General features: G+C 31.0%; 24 protein-coding genes. 23 read left to right on the top strand and 1 reads right to left on the bottom strand.

Features of this window, described 5'->3' with window-relative positions:
* Positions 1-2: 2 nt before the first annotated feature.
* The 12 genes from der to pyrR all read left to right on the top strand — a co-directional run bounded on the left by der (position 3) and on the right by pyrR (position 10,468).
* Positions 3-1,322 carry a ribosome biogenesis GTPase Der gene (der, locus tag SA378_RS10670; protein WP_318525971.1) on the top strand — a complete coding sequence of 440 codons (1,320 nt, stop codon included), beginning with the start codon at positions 3-5 and terminating at the stop codon, positions 1,320-1,322.
* A gap of 90 nt (positions 1,323-1,412) precedes the next feature.
* Complete coding sequence (gene plsY, locus SA378_RS10665; protein WP_318525970.1) at positions 1,413-1,994, top strand: glycerol-3-phosphate 1-O-acyltransferase PlsY; 582 nt, start codon at positions 1,413-1,415, stop codon at positions 1,992-1,994.
* Positions 1,995-2,005: 11 nt separating this feature from the next.
* Positions 2,006-3,004: an NAD(P)H-dependent glycerol-3-phosphate dehydrogenase gene (locus SA378_RS10660; protein WP_318525969.1), complete on the top strand. Its 999-nt coding sequence runs from the start codon at positions 2,006-2,008 to the stop codon at positions 3,002-3,004.
* Positions 3,005-3,124: 120 nt separating this feature from the next.
* Positions 3,125-4,645: a stage IV sporulation protein A gene (gene spoIVA, locus SA378_RS10655; RefSeq protein WP_318525995.1), complete on the top strand. Its 1,521-nt coding sequence runs from the start codon at positions 3,125-3,127 to the stop codon at positions 4,643-4,645.
* Positions 4,646-4,949: 304 nt separating this feature from the next.
* Entirely contained in the window at positions 4,950-6,203 is a 1,254-nt protein-coding gene (locus SA378_RS10650; RefSeq protein ID WP_318525968.1) for an HlyD family efflux transporter periplasmic adaptor subunit, read from the top strand.
* Between the two features lie 9 nt (positions 6,204-6,212).
* Positions 6,213-6,917, top strand: coding sequence for a YggS family pyridoxal phosphate-dependent enzyme (locus SA378_RS10645; RefSeq protein ID WP_318525967.1), 705 nt, complete (start codon positions 6,213-6,215; stop codon positions 6,915-6,917).
* 1 nt (position 6,918) lies between these two features.
* On the top strand, positions 6,919-7,359 hold the full coding sequence (locus tag SA378_RS10640) for a cell division protein SepF (RefSeq protein WP_318525966.1): 441 nt from the start codon (positions 6,919-6,921) through the stop codon (positions 7,357-7,359).
* A 15-nt stretch (positions 7,360-7,374) separates the two neighbouring features.
* A complete protein-coding gene (locus tag SA378_RS10635; RefSeq protein ID WP_318525965.1) occupies positions 7,375-7,635 on the top strand; it encodes a YggT family protein in 261 nt (86 codons plus the stop codon).
* 15 nt (positions 7,636-7,650) lie between these two features.
* Entirely contained in the window at positions 7,651-8,454 is an 804-nt protein-coding gene (locus SA378_RS10630; RefSeq protein WP_318525964.1) for an RNA-binding protein, read from the top strand.
* A gap of 12 nt (positions 8,455-8,466) precedes the next feature.
* Positions 8,467-8,943 (top strand): signal peptidase II, encoded by a 477-nt coding sequence (gene lspA, locus SA378_RS10625; protein ID WP_318525963.1) that lies wholly within the window; start codon positions 8,467-8,469, stop codon positions 8,941-8,943.
* Positions 8,936-9,907 carry an RluA family pseudouridine synthase gene (locus SA378_RS10620; protein WP_318525962.1) on the top strand — a complete coding sequence of 324 codons (972 nt, stop codon included), beginning with the start codon at positions 8,936-8,938 and terminating at the stop codon, positions 9,905-9,907. Before lspA ends, SA378_RS10620 begins: the two co-directional genes overlap by 8 nt.
* 30 nt (positions 9,908-9,937) lie before the next feature.
* On the top strand, positions 9,938-10,468 hold the full coding sequence (gene pyrR / locus SA378_RS10615; RefSeq protein WP_318525961.1) for a bifunctional pyr operon transcriptional regulator/uracil phosphoribosyltransferase PyrR: 531 nt from the start codon (positions 9,938-9,940) through the stop codon (positions 10,466-10,468).
* Between the two features lie 81 nt (positions 10,469-10,549).
* Here the strand turns inward: pyrR and SA378_RS10610 are convergent, their stop codons facing one another.
* Positions 10,550-12,301 carry an NFACT family protein gene (locus SA378_RS10610; RefSeq protein WP_318525960.1) on the bottom strand — a complete coding sequence of 584 codons (1,752 nt, stop codon included), beginning with the start codon at positions 12,299-12,301 and terminating at the stop codon, positions 10,550-10,552.
* Positions 12,302-12,488: 187 nt separating this feature from the next.
* Between SA378_RS10610 and SA378_RS10605 the strand changes: the two genes are divergently transcribed.
* The 11 genes from SA378_RS10605 to SA378_RS10555 all read left to right on the top strand — a co-directional run.
* On the top strand, positions 12,489-13,376 hold the full coding sequence (locus SA378_RS10605) for a YicC/YloC family endoribonuclease (RefSeq protein WP_318525959.1): 888 nt from the start codon (positions 12,489-12,491) through the stop codon (positions 13,374-13,376).
* Positions 13,377-13,387: 11 nt separating this feature from the next.
* Complete coding sequence (locus SA378_RS10600) at positions 13,388-13,645, top strand: DUF370 domain-containing protein (RefSeq protein WP_318525958.1); 258 nt, start codon at positions 13,388-13,390, stop codon at positions 13,643-13,645.
* An 18-nt stretch (positions 13,646-13,663) separates the two neighbouring features.
* Positions 13,664-14,269 carry a guanylate kinase gene (gene gmk / locus SA378_RS10595; RefSeq protein WP_318525957.1) on the top strand — a complete coding sequence of 202 codons (606 nt, stop codon included), beginning with the start codon at positions 13,664-13,666 and terminating at the stop codon, positions 14,267-14,269.
* A 1-nt stretch (position 14,270) separates the two neighbouring features.
* Positions 14,271-14,570, top strand: a complete 300-nt coding sequence (gene rpoZ, locus SA378_RS11675) for a DNA-directed RNA polymerase subunit omega (RefSeq protein ID WP_412178699.1) — start codon at positions 14,271-14,273, stop codon at positions 14,568-14,570.
* A gap of 80 nt (positions 14,571-14,650) precedes the next feature.
* On the top strand, positions 14,651-17,080 hold the full coding sequence (gene priA, locus SA378_RS10585; protein WP_318525956.1) for a primosomal protein N': 2,430 nt from the start codon (positions 14,651-14,653) through the stop codon (positions 17,078-17,080).
* Positions 17,081-17,092: 12 nt separating this feature from the next.
* Entirely contained in the window at positions 17,093-17,548 is a 456-nt protein-coding gene (gene def, locus SA378_RS10580) for a peptide deformylase (RefSeq protein WP_318525955.1), read from the top strand.
* Positions 17,549-17,556: 8 nt separating this feature from the next.
* On the top strand, positions 17,557-18,486 hold the full coding sequence (fmt, locus tag SA378_RS10575; RefSeq protein ID WP_318525954.1) for a methionyl-tRNA formyltransferase: 930 nt from the start codon (positions 17,557-17,559) through the stop codon (positions 18,484-18,486).
* A gap of 18 nt (positions 18,487-18,504) precedes the next feature.
* Positions 18,505-19,836: a 16S rRNA (cytosine(967)-C(5))-methyltransferase RsmB gene (gene rsmB / locus SA378_RS10570; protein ID WP_318525953.1), complete on the top strand. Its 1,332-nt coding sequence runs from the start codon at positions 18,505-18,507 to the stop codon at positions 19,834-19,836.
* A gap of 63 nt (positions 19,837-19,899) precedes the next feature.
* A complete protein-coding gene (gene rlmN / locus SA378_RS10565; protein ID WP_318525952.1) occupies positions 19,900-20,928 on the top strand; it encodes a 23S rRNA (adenine(2503)-C(2))-methyltransferase RlmN in 1,029 nt (342 codons plus the stop codon).
* 8 nt (positions 20,929-20,936) lie between these two features.
* Positions 20,937-21,689, top strand: a complete 753-nt coding sequence (locus SA378_RS10560; RefSeq protein ID WP_318525951.1) for a Stp1/IreP family PP2C-type Ser/Thr phosphatase — start codon at positions 20,937-20,939, stop codon at positions 21,687-21,689.
* On the top strand, positions 21,679-22,758 hold a 1,080-nt coding region (locus tag SA378_RS10555), incomplete at its 3' end, for a protein kinase domain-containing protein (protein WP_318525950.1). The genes SA378_RS10560 and SA378_RS10555, both read left to right, overlap by 11 nt.

Here is a 22,758-nt window from a genome sequence, read left to right as displayed (position 1 = left end):
AAATGGCAAGACCAATAGTCACAATAGTGGGCAGACCAAATGTAGGTAAATCAACACTTTTTAATAGAATAGCAGGCAAGAGAATATCTATAATAGAAGACAGGCCGGGAGTTACAAGGGACAGAATTTATGCAGAATGTGAATGGCTTGATAATTACTTTACTCTCATAGATACAGGAGGAATTGAAGTAGATACTGCAGATACTATATTTGCGCAAATGCGTGTTCAAGCAGAAATAGCAATTGACATGGCTGATATAGTATTGTTCATGGTTGATGGCAAGGAAGGCGTTACAGCTGCAGATATGGAAGTATCACAAATGTTGAGAAAAGCAAAAAAAGATATAATTCTTGTTGTTAACAAAATGGATAAGTTTGTTAACAATAACAATGTATATGAATTTTATAATTTAGGACTTGGAGAGCCAATATCCATATCTTCTTCTGAAGCATTGGGATTGGGTGATCTTCTTGATTTAATAATTTCAAAGTTTGATGATAGCATGGATATTGACGAAGAAGATGAAAGCATAAAAATAGCTGTTATAGGAAAGCCTAATGCCGGAAAATCTTCTATAGTCAATAAAATCATAGGTGAAGATAGAGTAATAGTAAGTGATATACCAGGAACTACAAGAGATGCAATTGACACAAAATTTGATAGAAACGGACAAAAGTATACTTTAATAGATACGGCAGGCATTAGAAAAAAAAGCAAAATTGATGAAACCGTTGAAAAGTACAGTGTTTTGAGAGCATTTACAGCAGTTGAGCGTGCGGATATATGTGTATTGGTAATTGATGCTGACAAGGGTGTAACAGACCAGGATATAAGAATTGCCGGATATTCTCATGACAACAACAAGGGATTGATAGTAGTAGTTAACAAATGGGATTTAATTGAAAAGGACAATAATACTTTTAAAGAATTTCATGATAATATAAGAAACAGTCTTGCGTATGCTTTATATGCACCTATTATTGCTGTGTCAGCACTTACGGGTCAAAGAGTAAACAAAATATTAGATACTGTTGATGAAGTATACAGCTTTAGAAATCTAAGAATTTCTACAGGTGTTCTTAATGATTTAATAACAGAAGCAGTTCTTATGAATCAGCCTCGCATAGTAAAAGGGAAAAAACTTAAAATATATTATGGAACGCAGGTAGCCGTAAATCCTCCAAAGTTTTTAATATTCGTTAACGACAGTGAAATTGTACATTTCTCATATGCGAGATATCTTGAAAATAAAATACGTGAGTCGTTCAAATATACAGGAACGCCAATAGTTATAGAATTCAGAAACAGAAGCGAAAAATAAAAGAACAATATAGCAATAGAAGTAACAATTGGATAAGCGATAATATTTATTGCTTATCCATTGCTTACCCTATCATTTAAAGGAGTTATGATGAAATACATTATTATCGCAATTATATCTTATTTGTTAGGTAACATATCGTTCGCTTACATTCTTGGCAAACTTTTTACTAAAAAAGATGTGAGGGATTACGGCAGCGGTAATGCAGGAACTACAAATGCCATAAGAACTTTCGGAAAAAAAATAGGCATTATGGTTTTTGTTGGAGACGTGCTAAAAGGTTTTATTGCAGTTCTTATTGGAAGAAGTTATGGAGGTGCAATTGGAAGTTATTTAGCAGGTGCCCTTGTAATTATTGGTCATAACTGGCCTGCATTATTAAATTTTAAAGGCGGAAAGGGTGTTGCAACTACTATTGGAGTTATGATAATTATAAATCCGCTTGTTACATTGGTTTGTTTAGTATTTGGAATGTTAGTAATTATTTTCACAAGGACAGTGTCACTTGGCTCAATAATTGGCATGGCGTTAGCTCCGATTGCAGTTATTATTGCAGCAAGACCATTTGACGTTAAACTTTTTATTTTTTGTATATTTATAGCAGGCATGTCTATTTACAGACATAAAGAAAATATAAAAAGACTTTTGCAAGGCAAAGAAAACAAATTGTAGGAGATGATGTTTTGAAAAGAAGAATAACATTGCTTGGAGGAGGAAGCTGGGGCACAGCGTTGTCAAAGCTGCTTTCTGAAAACGGTCATGAAGTTAAAGTGTGGCTGAGAGATGAAGAACAATGCATGGAGCTTAGCCAAAATAGAGTTAATAAAAAATATTTGCCGGAAGTAAAAATACCATTAAATATAGAATTTACTTCAAATATTAACGAAGCGGTCAAAGATGCTGAAATTTTATTAATTGTAACACCTACCCAAATGATAAGAAGTGTATTGAAGCAAATAAATGATAAATACAAAAAAGATAAAATAATAGTAAACGCATCTAAAGGGATAGAAATGGGAACTTTAAGTTTGGTTTCCGACATTATTGCAAAGGAAACAACAAACTGCTTTTTTGCTGTACTTACAGGACCTTCACATGCAGAAGAAGTTGGATTGAATTTGCCCACAGCCATTACAATAGCATGCGAAAATAAAGAAGTTGCTGAAATAATTCAAGATGTATTTATGTCTTCATATTTCAGAGTTTATACCAATGAAGATATAATAGGAGCAGAACTTGGAGGAGCGCTTAAAAATATAATTGCATTAGGTGCTGGAATATCAGACGGAATCGGGTACGGAGACAACGCAAAAGCAGCATTAATGAACAGAGGTATTGTTGAGATAGCTAGACTAGGAATAGCAATGGGTGCTGATATACATACGTTTTATGGGCTCTCAGGTATTGGCGACTTAATAGCAACGTGCACAAGCAGGCATTCTCGTAACAGAAATGCAGGATTCTTAATTGGTCAGGGATTATCTAAAGATGAAGCTGTGAAAAAAGTTGGAATGGTTGTTGAAGGAATTACAACAACTTATGCTGCATATGAACTTGCAAAAAAATTAAATGTGGAAATGCCTATTGTTGATGCAATGTATGATGTTTTAGAAAACAATGCTGATGTAAAAGAAACTGTAAACAAGTTAATGCTCAGAGATAAAAAAGAAGAAAAGTTGTAAAAATAAGAATAATAACCCAATAATATTATAGAAAGATATCGACAGCGATATCTTTTTTTGTTATTAATTTTCATTTTATTGTACTTTTTTTGGTATAAAGCAAGTTAACAAGGCATATAAATTAATTGTATACGAAAGTGCATATCAGGGGGAGGGATTATTATTACTAGTTTAAATATATATGAGGATATAGCAAAAAGAACAAAGGGAGAAATATATTTAGGCATTGTTGGACCAGTCAGAACAGGAAAATCTACATTTATCAGAAAGTTTTCTGAAAATGTTATGTTGCCAAATATAGAAGATGATTATATAAGGGAAAGAGCTAAGGATGAAATGCCTCAAAGCGGTACAGGCAAGACTGTTACAACAACTGAGCCGAAATTTGTACCGGGAAATGCTGTTAAAGTTACTTTTAAGAATAATATAAATGCCAAACTAAGGCTGATAGATTGTGTAGGATATATGATTCCTGGTGCAATAGGAAATATGGAAGGTGAAATTCCAAGGCTTGTAAGCACACCATGGAATGAAGAACCAATACCATTTGTAGAAGCAGCAGAAATAGGAACAAGAAAAGTTATTAGGGACCACTCGACTATTGGAGTATTGGTAACAACAGACGGAAGCATAACGGATATAAACAGAGACAATTATATAATGGCAGAAGAAAGAGTAGTAAAGGAACTTAAAGAAATTAATAAACCATTTGTTATTATATTAAATACCACACATCCTCAAAATGAAAATACAATTACGTTGGCTGCTCAACTTAATGAGAAGTACGATGCACCGGTTAAGGTTTTAGACTGTATGAATTTAAAAAATGATGATATAGAAAATGTTTTGGAAAATGTACTTTATGAATTTCCGATTAAAGAAATCAATGTAGATTTGCCAAAATGGTTTGATGGACTTACATATGATTATTCACTGAAACAAGATTTAATTAATACTTTAAAGGCAGATTTTGATGATTGCTTTAAATTGAGTGACTTTAATGCAGAAAATATTTTTTCGGCGGATAATGATTATGTAGAGGATTATTATGTAAAAGACATTGAACTCGGAACAGGATGCATTAATATGAAAATCGACCTTGATAATTCATATTACTATAAAGTAATTAGTGAATTGTCAGGTGAGGAAATTACCGGTGAACATCAAATATTGAAGCTTATAGGAGATTTGTCAAAATCAAAACTGAATTACAACCGTGTGGAAGCTGCAATTAATGATGCTAAAACAAAGGGTTATGGTTATATAACACCGTCAATTGGCGATATGATTTTAGATAAGCCGGAAGTGTTTAAGGAAGGCAGTAGGTATGGTATTAAAATAAAAGCACAAGCGCCTTCACTTCATATTTTTAATGCAGGCATAAATACTGAAGTGGCTCCTGTGATTGGGAGCAAATTGCAAAGTGAAGATTTAATCAATCATTTGGCAGAACGAATTAAGGATAATCCACAATGCATTTGGGAATCAGAGATATTTGGCAAAACAATTTATAGTCTAGTTGAAGAACAACTTGAGTCAAAGCTTACAGCTATGCCTGAAAATGCAAGAAAGAAATTGAAAAAGACGATTGAAAAAATTGTTAATGACGGTTCAGGAAGCATAATATTCTTAATAATATAATTTAGAACAAAGGGAACGACGATGTCGTTCCTTATTTTTTTATATAGTAGAGGAAAGTTCTCTTTCACGCCGAAGGGGACACAGGTCTCCCTGGCGGAGTTGCGGAGCAACTTTTTTGTAGCAAAACATATAATAATGTCATATGTGTTGATTATGTCAACAAATATTGTAATATTAATTGAAATTGAGCATATATAACTTGCAAAAATAATGATATTTATGTTATAATACAGGTATTATTCATTAGGTATAATAAAATTTTATAAAATTAAAATATTTATATTGATAAATTCGGAGCTTGAAAATGGCAAGAAAAAATTTTGGTTTGAAGAACTTTTTTCTTTCTTTTGCAATAGTATGCATCGCGCTGTATATATTTCAAAATATTAACGGCTCTGTTGATATTGGGGTTGCAGAGAATGGAAATTTGGAAGATGTCATTAGGGCTGACGGAATAATAGTTAAGGATGAAGAAGTATATGATGCAACCCTTGACGGCAGTGTTTCATATTATTATGATGATGGAACTAAAATAAAAGAAGGTCAATTGGTGGCAGATTTAAATACTGATACAAATTATGCACAAATAAATAAACAAATTTCTGAAATTCAAGTTGCTATTGATTTAAAAAATAATAGTGAGGGAAATGCAGTTGAAGTTTTATTAAAGGAGACACTTTCTTCTTGTGAAAATGAAATTCAAGCAAGTATTTTAAATGATGATTTGCACACGATGTATAATATCGTTGGACAAGTAGATAATAACGGCATGCATACATATTCTGACGGTGAATATGAAGGATATGATGTTAATCAGCTTGAAACGTTAAAGAGCAGTCTGCTAAGTAGCGTATCAACCAACAAAGTGCCTTATTATTCAAATCACGCAGGGATAATCACATATAAGATAGACGGATTGGAAGATGTGTATAAATTTGAAAATGTGTTGAATATAACACCAAGCAGCACTATTAAAAAAGAATACACCATAACTGATGAAAGTAAGGTTGAAACGGTTGTAAAAAATGAAAGTATTTTTAAAATGATAAAAAATTTTGAATACTATATAACAGCTACAGTAGATAATGAAAAAGCAAAGCTTTTTGAAGAAAGTAAATATATAAAAACAAGAATAATATCAGAAGGTTCTCAGCATGAAGTTTGGGGATATATTAAAAAAATAAACTATGGAAGTGAAGAATCTGTATTAATTCTATATTTTGACGATTATTTTTATAAGATATATGACAAACGTTATGTTGACCTAGAACTTATTACGGATGTGCATGAAGGATTAAAAATAAACACAATAGCATTGACAAAAGTAAATGGATTGACTGGTGTATATGTAGAAGATGCAAGCAATATAATTAAATTCTTTCCTGTAGAAATATTAGGACAAGATGAAAACAATGCAATTGTTTCAATAGGTGAATATGTTGGAGAAAACGAACGAAATCAAATATATGTTGCTGACAAAGGTTACTCTACAATAAAAATATTTGACAAAATAATATTAGAGCCTGAAAAGGTATATGAAGGTCAAATTGCAGATTAGGAGGGCAATGTGAATATTAAAGAAAATGTAGAACTGATTTTAAAAAGAACAGCTGATGCTGCAAGAAGATCAGGAAAAGAACCGGAAGATATTACGGTGATTGCAGTATCTAAAACTGTGGATTTTATAAGTGCGAGAGAAGCTGTTGAGAGTGGAATTTCAAATCTTGGAGAAAATAGAGTTCAGGAATTCGTGAACAAATATGAACAACTTTCCGATTTAAATATAAAATGGCATATGATTGGTCATTTACAAAAAAATAAAGTTAAATACATAATTGATAAGGCAGAACTTATTCATTCAGTAGAAAATTTGGAATTGGCTAAAGAAATAAACAAAAGGGCTGCACAATACAATTTGGTTGCTCATGTATTAATTGAATTGAATATTGGAGAAGAAGACAGCAAATTTGGAATTAATGAAGAAAATGTATATGATTTTGTTAAGTCCATGGAGCAATTTGACAATATTAAAGTCTTAGGATTTATGACTGTAGCACCATATTCTGAAAATCCTGAAAATATCAGATGGGTTTTTAGAAAAATGAAAGAAATATTTGACAAAACCGCATTAATGAATTTTAAAAATGCCGATATGAAATATTTATCAATGGGAATGACAAATGATTTTGAAATAGCGATTGAAGAAGGCTCCAATATAGTAAGAATAGGAACAGCTATATTTGGCGCAAGAAAATATAAGGAGGAAGAGTAAAATGGGAGTAATGGATAAAGTAAAGGATTTTATCGGTATTACTGATTTAGAAGATGATTATGAAGAGGAGGAAATTTCTGCTGAAGGAAAATATGAAAGCAGTAAGACAGAGAGAATGGAAACTTATTCGAAGAAAAACAATGTGATTAAGGTTCATTCAAACACTGATATGAAAGTCTTTATATGTGAGCCTCAAAAATACGAGGATTGTACAAAAGCTGTTGATGAACTTAAAAACAGAAAAGTTGTTGTTTTAAACATCGAAGAAATGGAATTAGAAGAGCAAAAGCAAGTATTTGAATTTATAAAAGGTGCAGTATATGCACTTGAATCAAGCATTCAGAAAATATCAAATGGAATATTCGTTATAGCTCCTAATAATGTACAAATTGATGGAAGACTCAGCGATAGATTTGAAAGAAATTTTCATTACAATAAATAAGGAGCGCAAGCGCGTATGTATACAATTAAATTAGCTCTTATTGTATTGCTGAGAATCATAGATTCTTTGATACTTGTGAGAGTTTTATTATCATTTTTCCCAACCCTACAATCTTCAAAAATTTCGTACTTTGTCTATCAAATGACCGAGCCTATAATGGCACCATGTAGGGCAATTTTAGATAAACTGGGATTAGGCATGGGAATGATTGATTTTTCGCCTATTTTGGCATTTTTGTTTGTAAATTTATTACAAAATTTAGTATATGCCATATAATGCGTGGAATTAAAAATGAAAGAAATGAAGGAACTAAAGGAACTAGAAAAGTATTACGATTTTATTAAAGATGAAGAAACAAAAAATTCAGTAAAAAAAATCGCAGATAAGGCTCTATATGTAAACAAGAATTATATTTCTGCTGTGACAGAATTTACAAATCCTTATGTATCAGAGTTAAGCATACCAATTATTCGAAATTATGATGTAAAATTTGAACTTTTCCCCTCATTTGAACATGGTGAGAGGAAAGTTTTCATTTTGTACCCTGATTATCTTGATGCTGTAGATGTGGATGATTATTTAACCGGACTTCGAATTCACAACAAATCAAAATTCAAAAAGCTTAATCACAAGGATTACTTAGGGTCCTTAATGTCTTTAGGGATTGACAGGAACAAAACCGGAGATATATATGTATATGATGATTATGCTGATGCAGTGTTGCACAGCGATATTTTTGATTATATAATTTACAATTTAGATAAAATAGGTAATAATAAAATAGAAGTTGAAAAAATAAAGATTGACCAGGTAAGTTTTAAAGAACAAGAACATATTGTTTTAAACATAAATAGTTCATCTATGCGTATTGACAATATAGTTAAACATCTCATAAATAAATCAAGAGAAGTAGCGTCGGATATGATAAGAGCTGGAAATGTAAGAGTTAACTGGCAGGTTGAAGAGAGAATTTCAACTGAAATAAAAGAAGGTTGCATGATTTCAATCAGCAAATACGGTCGTTTTAAAATTTCTAAATTGTTAGGCATAACAAAAAGCGGAAAAAATAAAATTGAAATTAAGCATTACGTTTAATGAGAGGAAAATATGAATATTATAATTGGAATTATTTTTGTGTTTTCCGTTTTATCAGATCAATTAACAAAAATATGGGCGGTTAATGTGCTGAAAAATGGGGAATCAATTAAATTAATAGGCAATTTTTTAAGATTTACTTATGCAGAAAATAAGGGAGCAGCTTTTAGTATACTGCAAAATCAATTGTGGTTTTTCATTATTATGACAATAGTTATGCTTGTAGTTTTAACTTATATATTTTTTAAAACAAAGAATATTACAAACTTGTCCAGGCTTTCAATAGCAATGATTGCCGGCGGTGCAATCGGTAATTTTATCGATAGGTTAAGATTTGGGTATGTTGTGGATTTTATAGATGTTAGATTTGGAAGTTTTTATAATTTTCCTATTTTCAATATTGCTGATAGCTTTGTTGTATGCGGCACAATATTGATGATTATTTTAATTCTTTTTAATAAGTTTGAAAAGAGTGAAATCAATGAATGATATTACAGATAATTATGATGAACAAGAAGATATCGAAGAGTGTGAAGATTGTGGAGAAAATGAAATTACAATTCTTGCAGATGCGGATAGTGAAAGAATAGATGTGTACATTTCCGGTCAATTACAAGACATGTCCAGAAATTCCGTGCAAAAGCTTATCACTGACGAAAGAATTAAAGTTAATGGCAAAAATATTAAGGCAAATTATAAGACAAAGAAAAATGATTTAATACAAATAAATATGCCTGAACCAGAACTTTTGGATGTTGTGGCAGAAAATATTGATATTGAAATAGTGTATGAGGATGACGATTTAGCAGTCATCAACAAGCCTCAGGGAATGGTTGTTCATCCTGCTCCGGGACATCATTCCGGAACATTAGTCAATGGTCTCATGTATCATCTCACAAACTTATCTTCCATAAATGGTGTAATGCGCCCTGGTATAGTCCATCGTCTTGACAAGAATACTTCAGGACTCATGTTGGTTGCAAAAAATGACAAATCCCATAATTTTTTAGCTGCATGTTTGAAAGAACATTCTATTGACAGAATTTATTATGCATTGGTTGAAGGCAATGTTAAAGATGATTCAGGAGTAATAGATGCACCTCTGGGCAGAAGCGACAAGGACAGGAAAAAACGTACAGTAACAACTAAAAACAGCAAAAATGCAGTTACAAATTACTGGGTTTTAAATAGATATGGTAATTATACTCTGTTAAAATTAAAGCTTGAAACCGGAAGAACTCATCAAATAAGGGTACATATGAAGTATATAGGACATCCCGTTGTAGGGGATGATGTTTATGGAATTAAATCAAATAAATTTGGACTTCAAGGGCAGCTCCTGCATTCAAAGACAGTTGGTTTTATTCATCCAACTAAAAAAGAATACATGGAGTTCGATAGTGAACTACCTGATTATTTTGAAAAAGTATTAAAAATAATTGAATCAAAATAGTTATATTATATTTATAGAAAGGGAAAAAACATGAAAGCAAAAGCTTTGATAATGGATGAAAAAGCAATTGAAAGAGCTATTTTTAGAATTGCACATGAAATTATAGAAAAGAACAAGGGTGTTGAAAATATTGTGCTTGTAGGAATAAAAACCAGGGGATTGCCGCTGGCGCTAAGATTTTCTAAAAAAATCGAAGAAATAGAAGGTTCCAAGGTTCCGGTTTTTCCTTTGGATATAACATACTACAGGGATGATTATGAAAAAGACGACATGGCGCCGATGTCTGTAAAAAGTTTTGATTTTGACATTAAGGATAAAACTGTAATATTAGTTGATGATGTATTGTATACAGGCAGGACGGTGAGAGCAGCTTTAGATGCAATTGTTGACAGAGGAAGGCCTAAAAATGTAGAGCTTGCTGTTTTAATTGACAGAGGTCACAGAGAATTGCCAATACGTGCAGATTTTATAGGCAAAAATGTTCCAACTTCAAGAAGCGAAAGAATAAGTGTACTTCTTGAGGAAACTGATGGTATAAGTCAAGTAATAATAAATGAATAAATAGTTTTGATTAAACTTTATAATATAAGAAATAGCGGGACTACATCTGAATTACAGACATAGTCCCATTGTTTTATTGTTTTATTGTTTTATCTTTATTCCTGTAATATCCGCTTCAACCAACATAGAATAATTTGTTTCATAAATTACAAAGCCTGGTTTTGAATTTGGTGGTTTTTTCAAATTGGATTTTCTGGTATAATCAATTTCAACAGAACCTGAATTTTTACCCTTGCTGTAAAATGCAGCAATTCGTGCTGCTTCAACATATTCATTATCAGATAATTCATCACCGTTTGTTTTGATTATTACGTGAGAGCCCGGCATATTCTTGGCGTGAAACCAGTAATCTTCTTTTTTTCCTATTTTAAATGTAAGCATATCATTTTGAAGATTATTCTTTCCAACTATTATTTCGTGCCCTTTGGATGAAATATAGGTCATAAATCTTGGTTTGTATTCTTTTGATTTTTTAATTTTTGATTTTCGTTTTATGAAACCTTCGGTTGTAAGTTCATTGTATATGTCATCTAAATCATCAGTAGTTTCGCATGATTCAATTGAATATAAAATATTTTCCAGGTACTCAATTTCACTTAATGATGAATCAATGAATTTTTGCAGTTCTTCTTCAGCTTTTTTAAGCTTGTTATATCTTTTGAAATACTTCTGTCCGTTTTGCGTCAAATTCAGTCTAGGGTCCAACGGTATTGTTATATCCTTTTGTTCAGGATCATAGTAATTTAATACTGTCAATTTGTGATTTTCAGGTGTTTTATGTAAGTTCGCAAGAATTAATTCTCCGTACATTTTATATTTTTCCCTGTCTTCAGCATTTAACAGTTCATTTCGTTGCTTATCAACCTTTTTTCTGTCTCTGTCTATTTTTGTGTTCATACTTTTTATAAGGCTTGAAACTCTTTGATTAATTTTATTTTTATTGTCTTGCTCGTAATAATAATTATCAAGCAATTCTCCTGGATTTTCATAATGCCTTTTATTATATGATTTCAAATATTCCATATCTAAACAATAAAAACCAAACAAATCTAAATTTTCATCCAAATAAATATTGAATGAATAATCATTGGATTTCACTTTATAGATTATAGCTGAAAAAACATGCCACAATTTTTCTGTTTGCTCAGAAGTAAGTTCTCCAATATAAGTGCTTTGGTTCATATTGCTCAAACAACAAATTTCTTTGCTTATAAAAGGACTGATTCCTAAAAAAATTTTATAGAAAAAATCATAGATGTACACACCGTCATTGCAATTCTCAGTTGTATTAAAAAACAATTCTTTTGATACTTCCAAAGGATTGATTTTATCAGCAGGGGGAGTGACGTAAGTTAAGCCGGGATATATTTGTCTAACGCTGCTAATATTTTCTGCAATTCTTTTTATTGCGTCTATTACAATTTTTGTTTTTGTATTTACAAAAATTATATTGCTGTGTTTACCCATTATTTCTATAATTAATGATTTGTGCACAGTTGTATCAAGCTCGTCCTTGCATTCGAATATAATTTCTAATATTCGGTCGAAATTTATTTGCTTTATTTCAATAACGTGAGCTCCTGTTAGATGCTTTCTTAAAAGCATGCAAAACATGGGTGGCTGTTCTGGATTTTTTCTTGTAACATTTGTTAAATGCAATCTCGGACTGCTGCTTGTGGCAGTCATTAAAAGCTTATGGTTTTCTCCGCCGCATCTGATTGAAATTATTATTTCATTTTTATCCGGTTGGTAGATTTTATCTACGCGGCCACCTATTAATTTATTATTCAAATTGTTATTTATACTATTTAAAAAAATACCATCTAGTGACATTTAATACCTCCTGTAAAATAGATTGCGCAGTTGATTTAGCTATTTGTTTTACAATTTAATCTATTGCCAACCTACCATTATATTGTACAGCAAAAAACTTTTTATGTCATGGAAAATATTTAATTTTTGTTTACTATTTGTATTTTAATGTTATAATGAAAAAAGAATATGATTATTGGAGATTAAAATGGCGAATATAATAAGCATGACCGGATACGGCAAAGGTGAATACAATGACGGCAAAAGGTGTATAACTGCAGAAATTAAAACTATCAATAACAGATATTGTGATATAAATATTAAAACTCCAAGACATTTGCGTTTTTTTGAAGATAATATAAGAAAAATCTTGAAAAATGGCATTCAAAGGGGTAGAATAGATGCATATATCAATATAGACTATATAAGTGAGTCTGATACGGTTATAGTTCCAAATTTATGTTTGGCAAAGCAATATAAAGATGCCATTGATGAAATAAAAAATGAATTAAACATAAATGGCAATGCTTCATTAGATACAATAATTAAGTTTCAGGATGTTCTTGTTTCAAGAGAATATAATGAAGATGAAGAGGAACTTCGTATATGTGTTGAAACTGCAATGAACAATGCAATAGAAAACCTTGTTGCAATGAGATTGGTTGAAGGAGATCAGCTCGAGTGTGATATTAGGTCAAGCATGATAAAAATTCTTGAGCTTATTGAAGAAATATCGAAAAATTCCGAGACAATTGTTCAAGATTATAAATTGAAATTTGAATCCAGAATCAAGGAATTATTAGGAAGCACATATGAATTGGATGAAAATAGATTATACAATGAAATAGTTATATATGCTGATAAAAGTGATATTAATGAAGAAATAGTAAGATTCAAGTCACACATGGTCCAGCTTGATAATGTTTTGAAAACAGGTGGGTCAATTGGCAGAAAATTAGATTTCATAATTCAGGAAGCAAATAGGGAAATAAATACAATAGGATCTAAGATTGGGAATCTTGATATAATACAAATGGTAATTGAAATTAAAAATTTATTGGAAAAAGTAAGGGAACAAATACAAAACATAGAATAGGAGATAATTATATGGCAAACAATACTATTAATATAGGATTTGGAAATATAGCATTATCAAATAGAATTATTGCAATTGTCAGTCCTGAATCAGCGCCTATTAAGAGAGTAATCCAAGAAACGCGCGAAAAGGGAAAGCTTATTGATGCAACCTATGGAAGAAAAACAAGAGCAGTAATTATTACTGACTGCGAATATGTGATATTATCAGCAATTCAGCCGGATACAATGGCGCAGAGGTTTGACAACAACAACCACAATATTAAGTAATGAGGTGTAATTATTAATATGGACAACGGATTATTGGTGGTAATATCAGGACCTTCCGGTGCTGGAAAAGGTACGATTTGCAAGAGGCTTAAGGAAGAAATAAAAGATTTAAAAGTCTCGGTATCAGCTACCACAAGAAAACCAAGAGAAGGTGAAATTGAAGGAACAAGTTATTATTTTATAAATGAAGAAGAATTTATAAAAAGAATAAATAATGAGGAATTTCTTGAATACGCTAAAGTGTATGGAAATTATTACGGCACTCCAAAACGAGAAGTGTTTAAAGAGCTACAAGATGGTAATGATATTATTCTGGAAATTGATATTCAAGGAGCATTGCAAGTCAAAAAAAACTATCCTAAAGGAGTATTCATTTTTATACTTCCGCCATCCCTGACAGAATTAAATAATAGAATTGAAAAAAGAGGAACGGACTCAAAAGAAGTTATACTCAAAAGAATGCAATGTGCATATGATGAGTTGGATTATGCTTTTGAATATGATTATGTGGTGGTAAATGACGAAGTTGAAGCCGCTGTTGAAAAAATTAAAATTATAATTCTTGCGGAAAAAAATCGTGCTATTAGGAAAAAAGCAATTATTAGCAAAATAAGAGAGGTGTAAGATGAGAAAAATTTCAGTAGATGAATTAATAGATATGGTTGATAGTAGATATTCACTTGTAACAATAATATCAAAAAGAGCAAGACAAATTATTGACGGTTCAGACATATTAATAAAAACACCGACAAACAAACCTGTTGCAATTGCAATAGAAGAATTTTACGACAGAAAGTACGAAGCGATTTATAATTTTGATCAATATAAAAAAAATGCTGAAAAAACGGCAGCAGATGAAGCGGACGATGCAAATTCGAAACATTCAACTGAGAATGAAGGATTAGAAGAACAGACGGAAGAATAGTAAAAAATATAATCAGTCAATTCGACTGATTATTTAATTTTACTAAAAGTTGCTTAAGTGCAACGAAATATGGGAGAGTTATGTATAGAATGTATGTACAGGTAATTTTAAATAATAATTCAAAAAGCACAGATCAACTTTACACATACGGAGTACCGCAAAAGCTTGAGAAAATAATTCAATCAGGAATGAGAGTAAAGGTGAATTTTGGTAATAACAAGCATATAATTGATGCTTTAATCGTATCTGTACTTTCATCCTGCGATTTTCCTGACAATAAAATAAAGACTATTATTGATATAATAGATGAAAAACCTATTGTTAAAGATGAAATGATAAAACTTAGTCTTTGGATTAGAGACAGATATTTATGTAAATATTCTGATGCTATAAGGCTTATGATACCTTCCATGATAAAATATGTACACAACATAATGATAAAAGCAAAAAACGATGAATTTGTTGAATTAAGTCTCAACGAAAAAGAGAATGTATTATTTAATATTATTAAAAATAATCCTATAGAGCTAGAAAAGTTGAGAAAACTTTATAATGGCAGTGATATTTATGTTCTGCTGGATAGTTTAAAGGAAAAAAATATTATTGAAGTTACAAATGTGGAACAGGGTAAAGGGAAAAGATCATATGAGAAAATTATTTCGTTGTCAGAAGACAAGCCGTTGGACGAATATGAGATAAATAAAACTCCAAGTCAAATAAAAATCATAAATTATCCGAAGGAAAATCAATCAGTTAATATAAAAAAATTAATTAATGAATTAAATGTTTCTTTAGCTGTTATTAACAATTTAATAAAAAAGAATATCTTAAGGGAAAAATCTGTTTTGTATGATTTTGATGATGCAGATGAAAATTTTATTACGGAGAAAAGCTTGTTATTAAATGAAGAACAAGAACATGCATGTAATGAAATTATTTCTTCGGAAAATAAAGTGTTTCTTCTTCACGGTGTTACCGGCAGCGGTAAAACTGAAGTATATATGAATGTTATTGAACAATACAGAAAATTAAATAAGCAATCTATAATGCTTGTGCCGGAAATTTCACTTACTGTTCAAACAATAGACAGGTTTGTGAAACGATTTGGAAACAGGATTGCGATATTTCATAGCAGATTGAGTAAAAAAGAAAAATTCATTCAGTGGAGTAAAGTATACAACAGGGAAGTTGATGTAATAATAGGTGCAAGGTCTGCTATTTTTGCTCCGGTTCAAGATTTAGGAGTAATAATAATTGATGAAGAACATGAAGACAGTTACAATTCTTCAACATCTCCTAAATACGATACTATTGAAGTTGCCATAAAAATGGCGTGTATTTTAAATGGTAAAGTTATATTAGGATCTGCAACTCCTTCTATCAATACTTACTACATGGCTATGAAAAATCAAATTAGAATTTTGGAATTAAAAAGACGTGTAAATAATGTACCGATGCCTGATACTAAAATAATAAACATGAGTAGTGAACTAGATAAAGGAAACAATACCATAATAAGCGAAGAATTATATGAAAGTATTAAAACTTCTCTTGGCAATAAGGAACAAACTATTTTATTCTTAAACAAGAGGGGTTATTCAGGCTATGTTTCCTGTAAAAAATGTGGATATGTAGCAAAATGTGATCGTTGTGATGTTTCTATGACATACCACATAAAAGGGAATTTACTTAAATGTCATTATTGCGGAAGAACAAAAAAAATGTATACGGTATGTCCTCAGTGCGGAAGTGATAAAATTGAACAATTTAGCGCAGGAACTCAGCAGGTTGAGGAACTTGTTAAACAGTTGTTTCCAAAAGCTGTTATTGAAAGAATGGATTTTGATTCAATGATTAATAAAGAAAGTTATGAAAACATATATAATAATTTCAAAAATCAAAAGATAGATATTTTAATAGGAACGCAGATGCTTGCAAAAGGTTTTGACTTCCCTAATGTTACAACTGTTGGGGTGTTATCAGCAGATGCATTGCTGAATTTGCCTTTTTACAATTCAAGTGAAAAAACATTTCAGCTTATAACTCAGGTAAGTGGAAGAGCTGGAAGAGGAGATAAAAAAGGCAAAGTATATATCCAAACATATGAACCGAATAATTTTACGGTAAATGCAGCTAAAAACAATGATTATGAATCATTTTTGCATGAAGAGCTTAAATTAAGAAAAGAATTTGCATTTCCACCATTTATTAATATAATAAATATATGCCTCATATCCAGAAATGAAGAATTAGTTATAAAAACTGCCACGGAAAAGTACAATGAACTTAAGTTATTGGTCCAAGATTTGTTTAAGGAGAGAAGTTTATTATTGTATAGACCTATACCTCACAGCATATATAAAATAAATGATGAGTATAGAATTAATTTATATATAAAGGTTTCAAACCACAGTATATCAGAACTTAAAAAATATATTCGTTCTGTGTACATGGATAAAGATATAGAAAATATTAAAATAAGTATCAATATTAATACAGATACAGTCTAGGAGGAAGATAAAATGGCATTAAGAAATTTAAGATTTAATGGGGATGAATTGCTTAGAAAAAAAAGCAAGGAAGTAACAACAATTGAAAATAAAATTAAAATATTGCTTGATGATATGCTTGAAACTATGTATGAAAATGACGGGGTTGGACTTGCGGCACCTCAGGTTGGAGTATTAAAACGTGTTGTAACAATAGATGTTGATGACGGAAATGTATACAGAATGATAAATCCTAAAATAATCAGTTCATCAGGAGAACAAACAGATCAGGAAGGATGCTTGAGCGTGCCTGAATTTAGGGGTGATGTGACTAGACCTATGAATGTAACTGCTGTTTACACAGATGAAAATGGCAAAGAGGTAACAATAGTAGCAGAAGGATTACTTGCAAGATGTATCTGCCATGAAATTGATCATTTAGAGGGTGTTTTATTCATCGACAGAGCAGTAAATATTGAAAAAAAATAGGTGGAAATATGAATATAATATTTATGGGTACGCCTGAATTTGCAGTGCCGACTTTACAAAGATTGTATGATTGCAAAAATGAAATAAAGCTTGTTGTAACACAGCCTGATAAACCATCCGGTAGAGGAAAAAAACTAAGAAAATCTGCTGTAAAAGAAAAAGCAGAAGAACTTGGTCTTGAAGTTTTTCAACCTGAAAAAATAAAGAGAAAAGAGAGTATTGAAGTTTTAAAATCATATAATCCTGATTTAATTGTTGTTGTAGCGTATGGACAAATTTTAAATAAAGAAATTCTTGAAATGCCTAAATTCGGATGCATTAATGTTCATGCATCACTTTTGCCAAAATTAAGAGGTGCAGCACCATTGAATTGGGCAATTATAAATGGTGATGATAAAACAGGTGTCACAACTATGATGATGGACGTTGGACTAGATACAGGTGATATTCTTTTAAAATCCGAAATTGGCATTGATGAAAATATGAATGTTGGTCAGCTTCATGATAAACTAATGATTGCTGGGGCGCAGCTTTTGATAGAAACTCTGAACAAAATAGAGGATAACAGCATAGTGCGCGTAAAACAGGATGATTCTATTTCAAGTTATGCACCAATGCTTAACAAGGAAACACAAAAGATTAATTGGCAGGACAGCGCAGGAAATATTCATAATTTAATCAGGGGACTTTCACCATGGCCAACCGCTTATTTTAATTTTGAAGATAAAACTGTGAAGGTTTATAATTCAAGCTTCTTTAATGAAGAAACTCACTATGAACCAGGATTTGTTATAAAAGTGAACAATGATGGTGTTTTTGTTGCTGCAATCAATGGTATTGTAGTAATTAAAGAAATTCAGATGCCAGGAAAAAACAAAATGACTGTTGAAGCATATTTAAGAGGCAATAATTTTCCTGAAAAAATTATTTTGAAATAAAATTCAGCTGAGGTAACTATGGATACTGGATACAGAGCTCAAGTTATAGAAACAATAAAAAAAATATTTAAAGATAAATCGTATTCGAACATAGTAATAAACAATAACATAAAAAATGTTGATGTTAGACATCAGGCATTGTTCAGAAAGTCCGTGTTTGGTGTTATTGAATATGTAATTTTTATTGACTGGATTATCGATGAAATGTCTAAAACAAAGACGAAAAAAATGGAGCTCGATGTATTGGCAGTTTTAAGGCTTGCAGTTTATCAAATATTCTTTCTAGACAATTCTTATGAGAACATTGTTGTAAATGAAAGCGTACAGTATATAAAAGATAAAGGAAATTTAAGAACATCCAAATTCATTAATGCTGTTCTACGAAATATTATAAGGAATAAGATAGAGTTATTATCAAGAATGAAAACTCTTTCTACAGATGAATATTTAAGTGTAAAGTATTCTTATCCAAAGGAACTCGTAAAAAAATGGAAAGAACAGTTTGGAAAAGATATAATTGAAGATGTATTAATTGCAAACAACTCAGAAGCTTCATTAGAAGTAAGAGTAAATGTTTTGAAAATATCAAGAGATGATCTTATCGAACTTTTTAATAAAAAAGGTATCGTTTCAAATAAATGCAAGTATTCAACTAAAGGATTAATAATTAGTAATTCTTTTGAAATAGATAAGACGGAAGAATACAAAAATGGTTTGTTTTCAATACAAAGTGAAAGTTCGATGCTTGCCGGTCAAATTTTAAATCCAAGGGAAAACAGCCTTATTATAGATATGTGTGCAGCACCTGGCGGCAAATCCTTAAATGCTGCAGAAATTATGAATAACACAGGAAAAATAATCAGCAGAGACATTTATCCGGGGAAATTATCACTCATTGAAAAAGAAAAGAAGAGGCTGGGAATAAAAAACTTAGTTGTTGAACCTTATGATGCCACTAAATTAGATGAATCATTAATTGAAAAAGCAGATTACTGCATAGTTGATGTACCGTGTACAGGACTTGGAATTATAAGAAGAAAACCTGAAATCAAATATAAAAAAACAGAAGAAGACAGAGGAATAGTTGACATTCAATATAAAATAATTGAAAATGCATCCAAGTATTTAAAGCATAATGGTGAACTTGTATATTCCACTTGTACTACAAATAAGGAAGAAAACATTGATATTGTAATGAAATTTATTAAGAATAATAAAGGTTTTGCATTATCTGATATTTCAGAAAATGTGGATGATATTTTTCCAACAGCAAAAGATGGATATATAGAAATATATCCGCATATTAATGGTATGGATGGCTTTTTTATTGCGAAAATGCAGAGGCTATGATATAATTGTCGAACATATAGCAGTATGACTAATTTTAGCCTAATTAAATAAGAAGGTAAAATCATGAAAAAAATAGACAATTTAAACTTTGAAGAGCTTGAGAAAGCTATGGTGGACATCGGTGAACCAAAATTTAGAACAAAACAAATTTTTGATTGGATACATAACAAGACTGTTGATAGTTTCGACGGTTTTGCTAACGTCTCTAAAAAATTAAAAGAAGAGTTGTTAAAAAATTACGAATTTACGAAAGCTTCAATTGAACTAAAGCTTGAGTCTGAACTTGATGAAACAAAAAAATACGTAATTATGTTTGAAGACAGAAATGTTGTAGAAAGTGTATTTTTAAAATATAAATATGGCAATACTGCATGTATTTCATCACAGGTGGGATGCAAGATGGGTTGTCATTTTTGCGCTTCAACTAAAAATGGTTTTTTAAGAAATTTAACAGCTGCTGAAATGCTCAGACAAATATATTTAATTCAAAAAGATACAGGAGAAAAAATATCTAATGTTGTAATAATGGGCTCAGGTGAGCCGCTTGATAATTATGACAATGTAGTTAAATTCTTAAAACTTATAAATGATGAAAGAGGTCAAAATATTTCCATGAGAAAAATAACTGTTTCTACGTGTGGAATTGTACCAAATATTTATAAGCTTGCTGATGAGAATATACCAATAACATTAGCCATTTCTCTTCATGCTCCGTCACAGGAAAAAAGAGAGGAAATTATGCCTATTGCAGCAAAATATAAGCTTCCCGAACTGTTGAAAGCGTGTGATTATTACATAAACAGTACAGGAAGAAGACTTACTTTTGAATATATTATGATAAAAGGCTTTAACGATAGCTTGGAAGATGCTGAACTTCTTTGTAAACTTTTAAAACATAAATTGGTAAATATGAATTTAATACCTTGCAATTACGTAAGGGAAGTTAATATTAAGCCTTCTGCAAATTTAGATATTGAAAAATTTAAGAAATTATTGACAGACAACGGAGTTAATGCAACTGTGAGAAGAGAGTTAGGCAGTGATATAAACGCTGCTTGTGGTCAACTTAGAAATGATTTTCTAAAAATATGAGGTCCGTTATGAAAGTGTACTATGATACGAACAAAGGGTTATTGAGGGAAAATAACGAAGATAATTTTATTGTAGAGGAAACTGAAAAATATAGCCTATATGCGGTTGCTGACGGTATGGGGGGACATAAAGCAGGAGAAGTTGCAAGTTCTATTGCAATTGACAGCATCAGAGAATTCTTTAAAGAAAAATGTGACCAGGAAAGTTTCCAAGCTCCGTCATTTATTATTAAAAGTGTTCAATTGGCAAATGATAAAATAAGAGAAGAAGCATCAAAAAAAGAAGAGTGCTCGGGAATGGGAACAACAATAACCATGGCTGTTATTGACCTTGATTTAAACATAGCTTACATAGGAAATGTAGGTGACAGCAGAGCATATATTTTGAAGAATAATGAAATAACACAAATTACTGATGACCATACATATGTAAATGAACTGTTAAAGGATTGCAAAATTACAAAAGGCGAGGCAATACATCATCCTAAAAGGAATGTTATAACAAGGGCTGTAGGAAGCGAAGAATATGTACATGCAGATATTTTTGAGATAGAAATTTTTGAAAATGATGTTATTTTACTATGTACTGACGGGCTTACAACGCATTTGTCGGATGAGAAAATTCTAGATACTATAATGGAATATGGTTCTTCAGATAGTGTGCAGAAATTAATTAAACTTGCTAATGATAATGGAGGAACTGATAATATTACGATAATTATTGTTGATAATATCACTAGAGGTGAAATTTATGATAGGTAAAATATTAGGCAACAGATATGAAATTATAGAAAAAATAGGCGGCGGAGGCATGTCTAATGTATATAAAGCAAAGTGCAATGTTTTAAATCGTTTTGTTGCAATAAAAATACTTAGAGATGATCTTATTTCAGATCCTGAATTCGTAGCAAAATTCAAGCAGGAATCACTTTCAGCAGCAAGTCTTGCTCACCCTAATATTGTGAACATATATGATACAGGGATTGATGGTGATGTTTATTATATTGTAATGGAATATGTAAAAGGTGAAACATTAAAAAAATACATAAACAGAAAAGGAAGATTAAGTGAAAATGAGTCTTTAAGAATTTCAAGGCAAATAGCTGAGGCTTTAAAGCATGCTCACACTAATAATATAGTTCACAGAGACATAAAACCTCATAATATTCTTATAACTGAAAATGGAATTGCCAAAGTAACTGATTTTGGAATCGCAAGAGCAGCTACAAGTTCTACAATTAACAACACATCTAATGTAATAGGTTCGGTTCATTATTTTTCGCCTGAACAAGCAAGAGGCGGGTATGTAGATGAAAAATCAGACATTTATTCTTTAGGTATTGTTATGTACGAAATGATAACTGGTGTCGTTCCTTTTGATGCAGACAATCATATTTCTGTTGCAATGAAGCAAATACAAGAAAAACCCATACCTCCTTCAAAAAAAGTCAAAAATATACAAATATCTATCGGCTTTGAAGATATTATAATGAAATGTTTGGAAAAACATCAAAGTTTCAGATTTCAAAACATAGATGAACTTCTAAAAAAACTTGATGCATTAAACGGGGTTAACGGTGCAGCGCGAAATGAAGGAGAAATGATAGATTCTCCAACAATTGTAATTCCTGCAATAAACTCAAATTTTGATGACAACAAAAACATAATTGACATAGATTTAGTGGATGAAAATTCTGATAGGGCGTTCAAAAATTTTTTTGGCGAAGATGTGGAACAAAACAACAATATAAGAGAAAACAGGAATAAAGAAAAAAATGTTGAAGATAAAAAACAAAAAAGTAAAAACTCAAAAATAACTGTAGCAGCTGTT

The sequence above is a fragment of the Sedimentibacter sp. genome (assembly GCF_033447055.1).
Classification (GTDB): domain Bacteria; phylum Bacillota; class Clostridia; order Tissierellales; family Sedimentibacteraceae; genus Sedimentibacter.
This window is presented reverse-complemented; position numbering and strand designations above follow the sequence as displayed.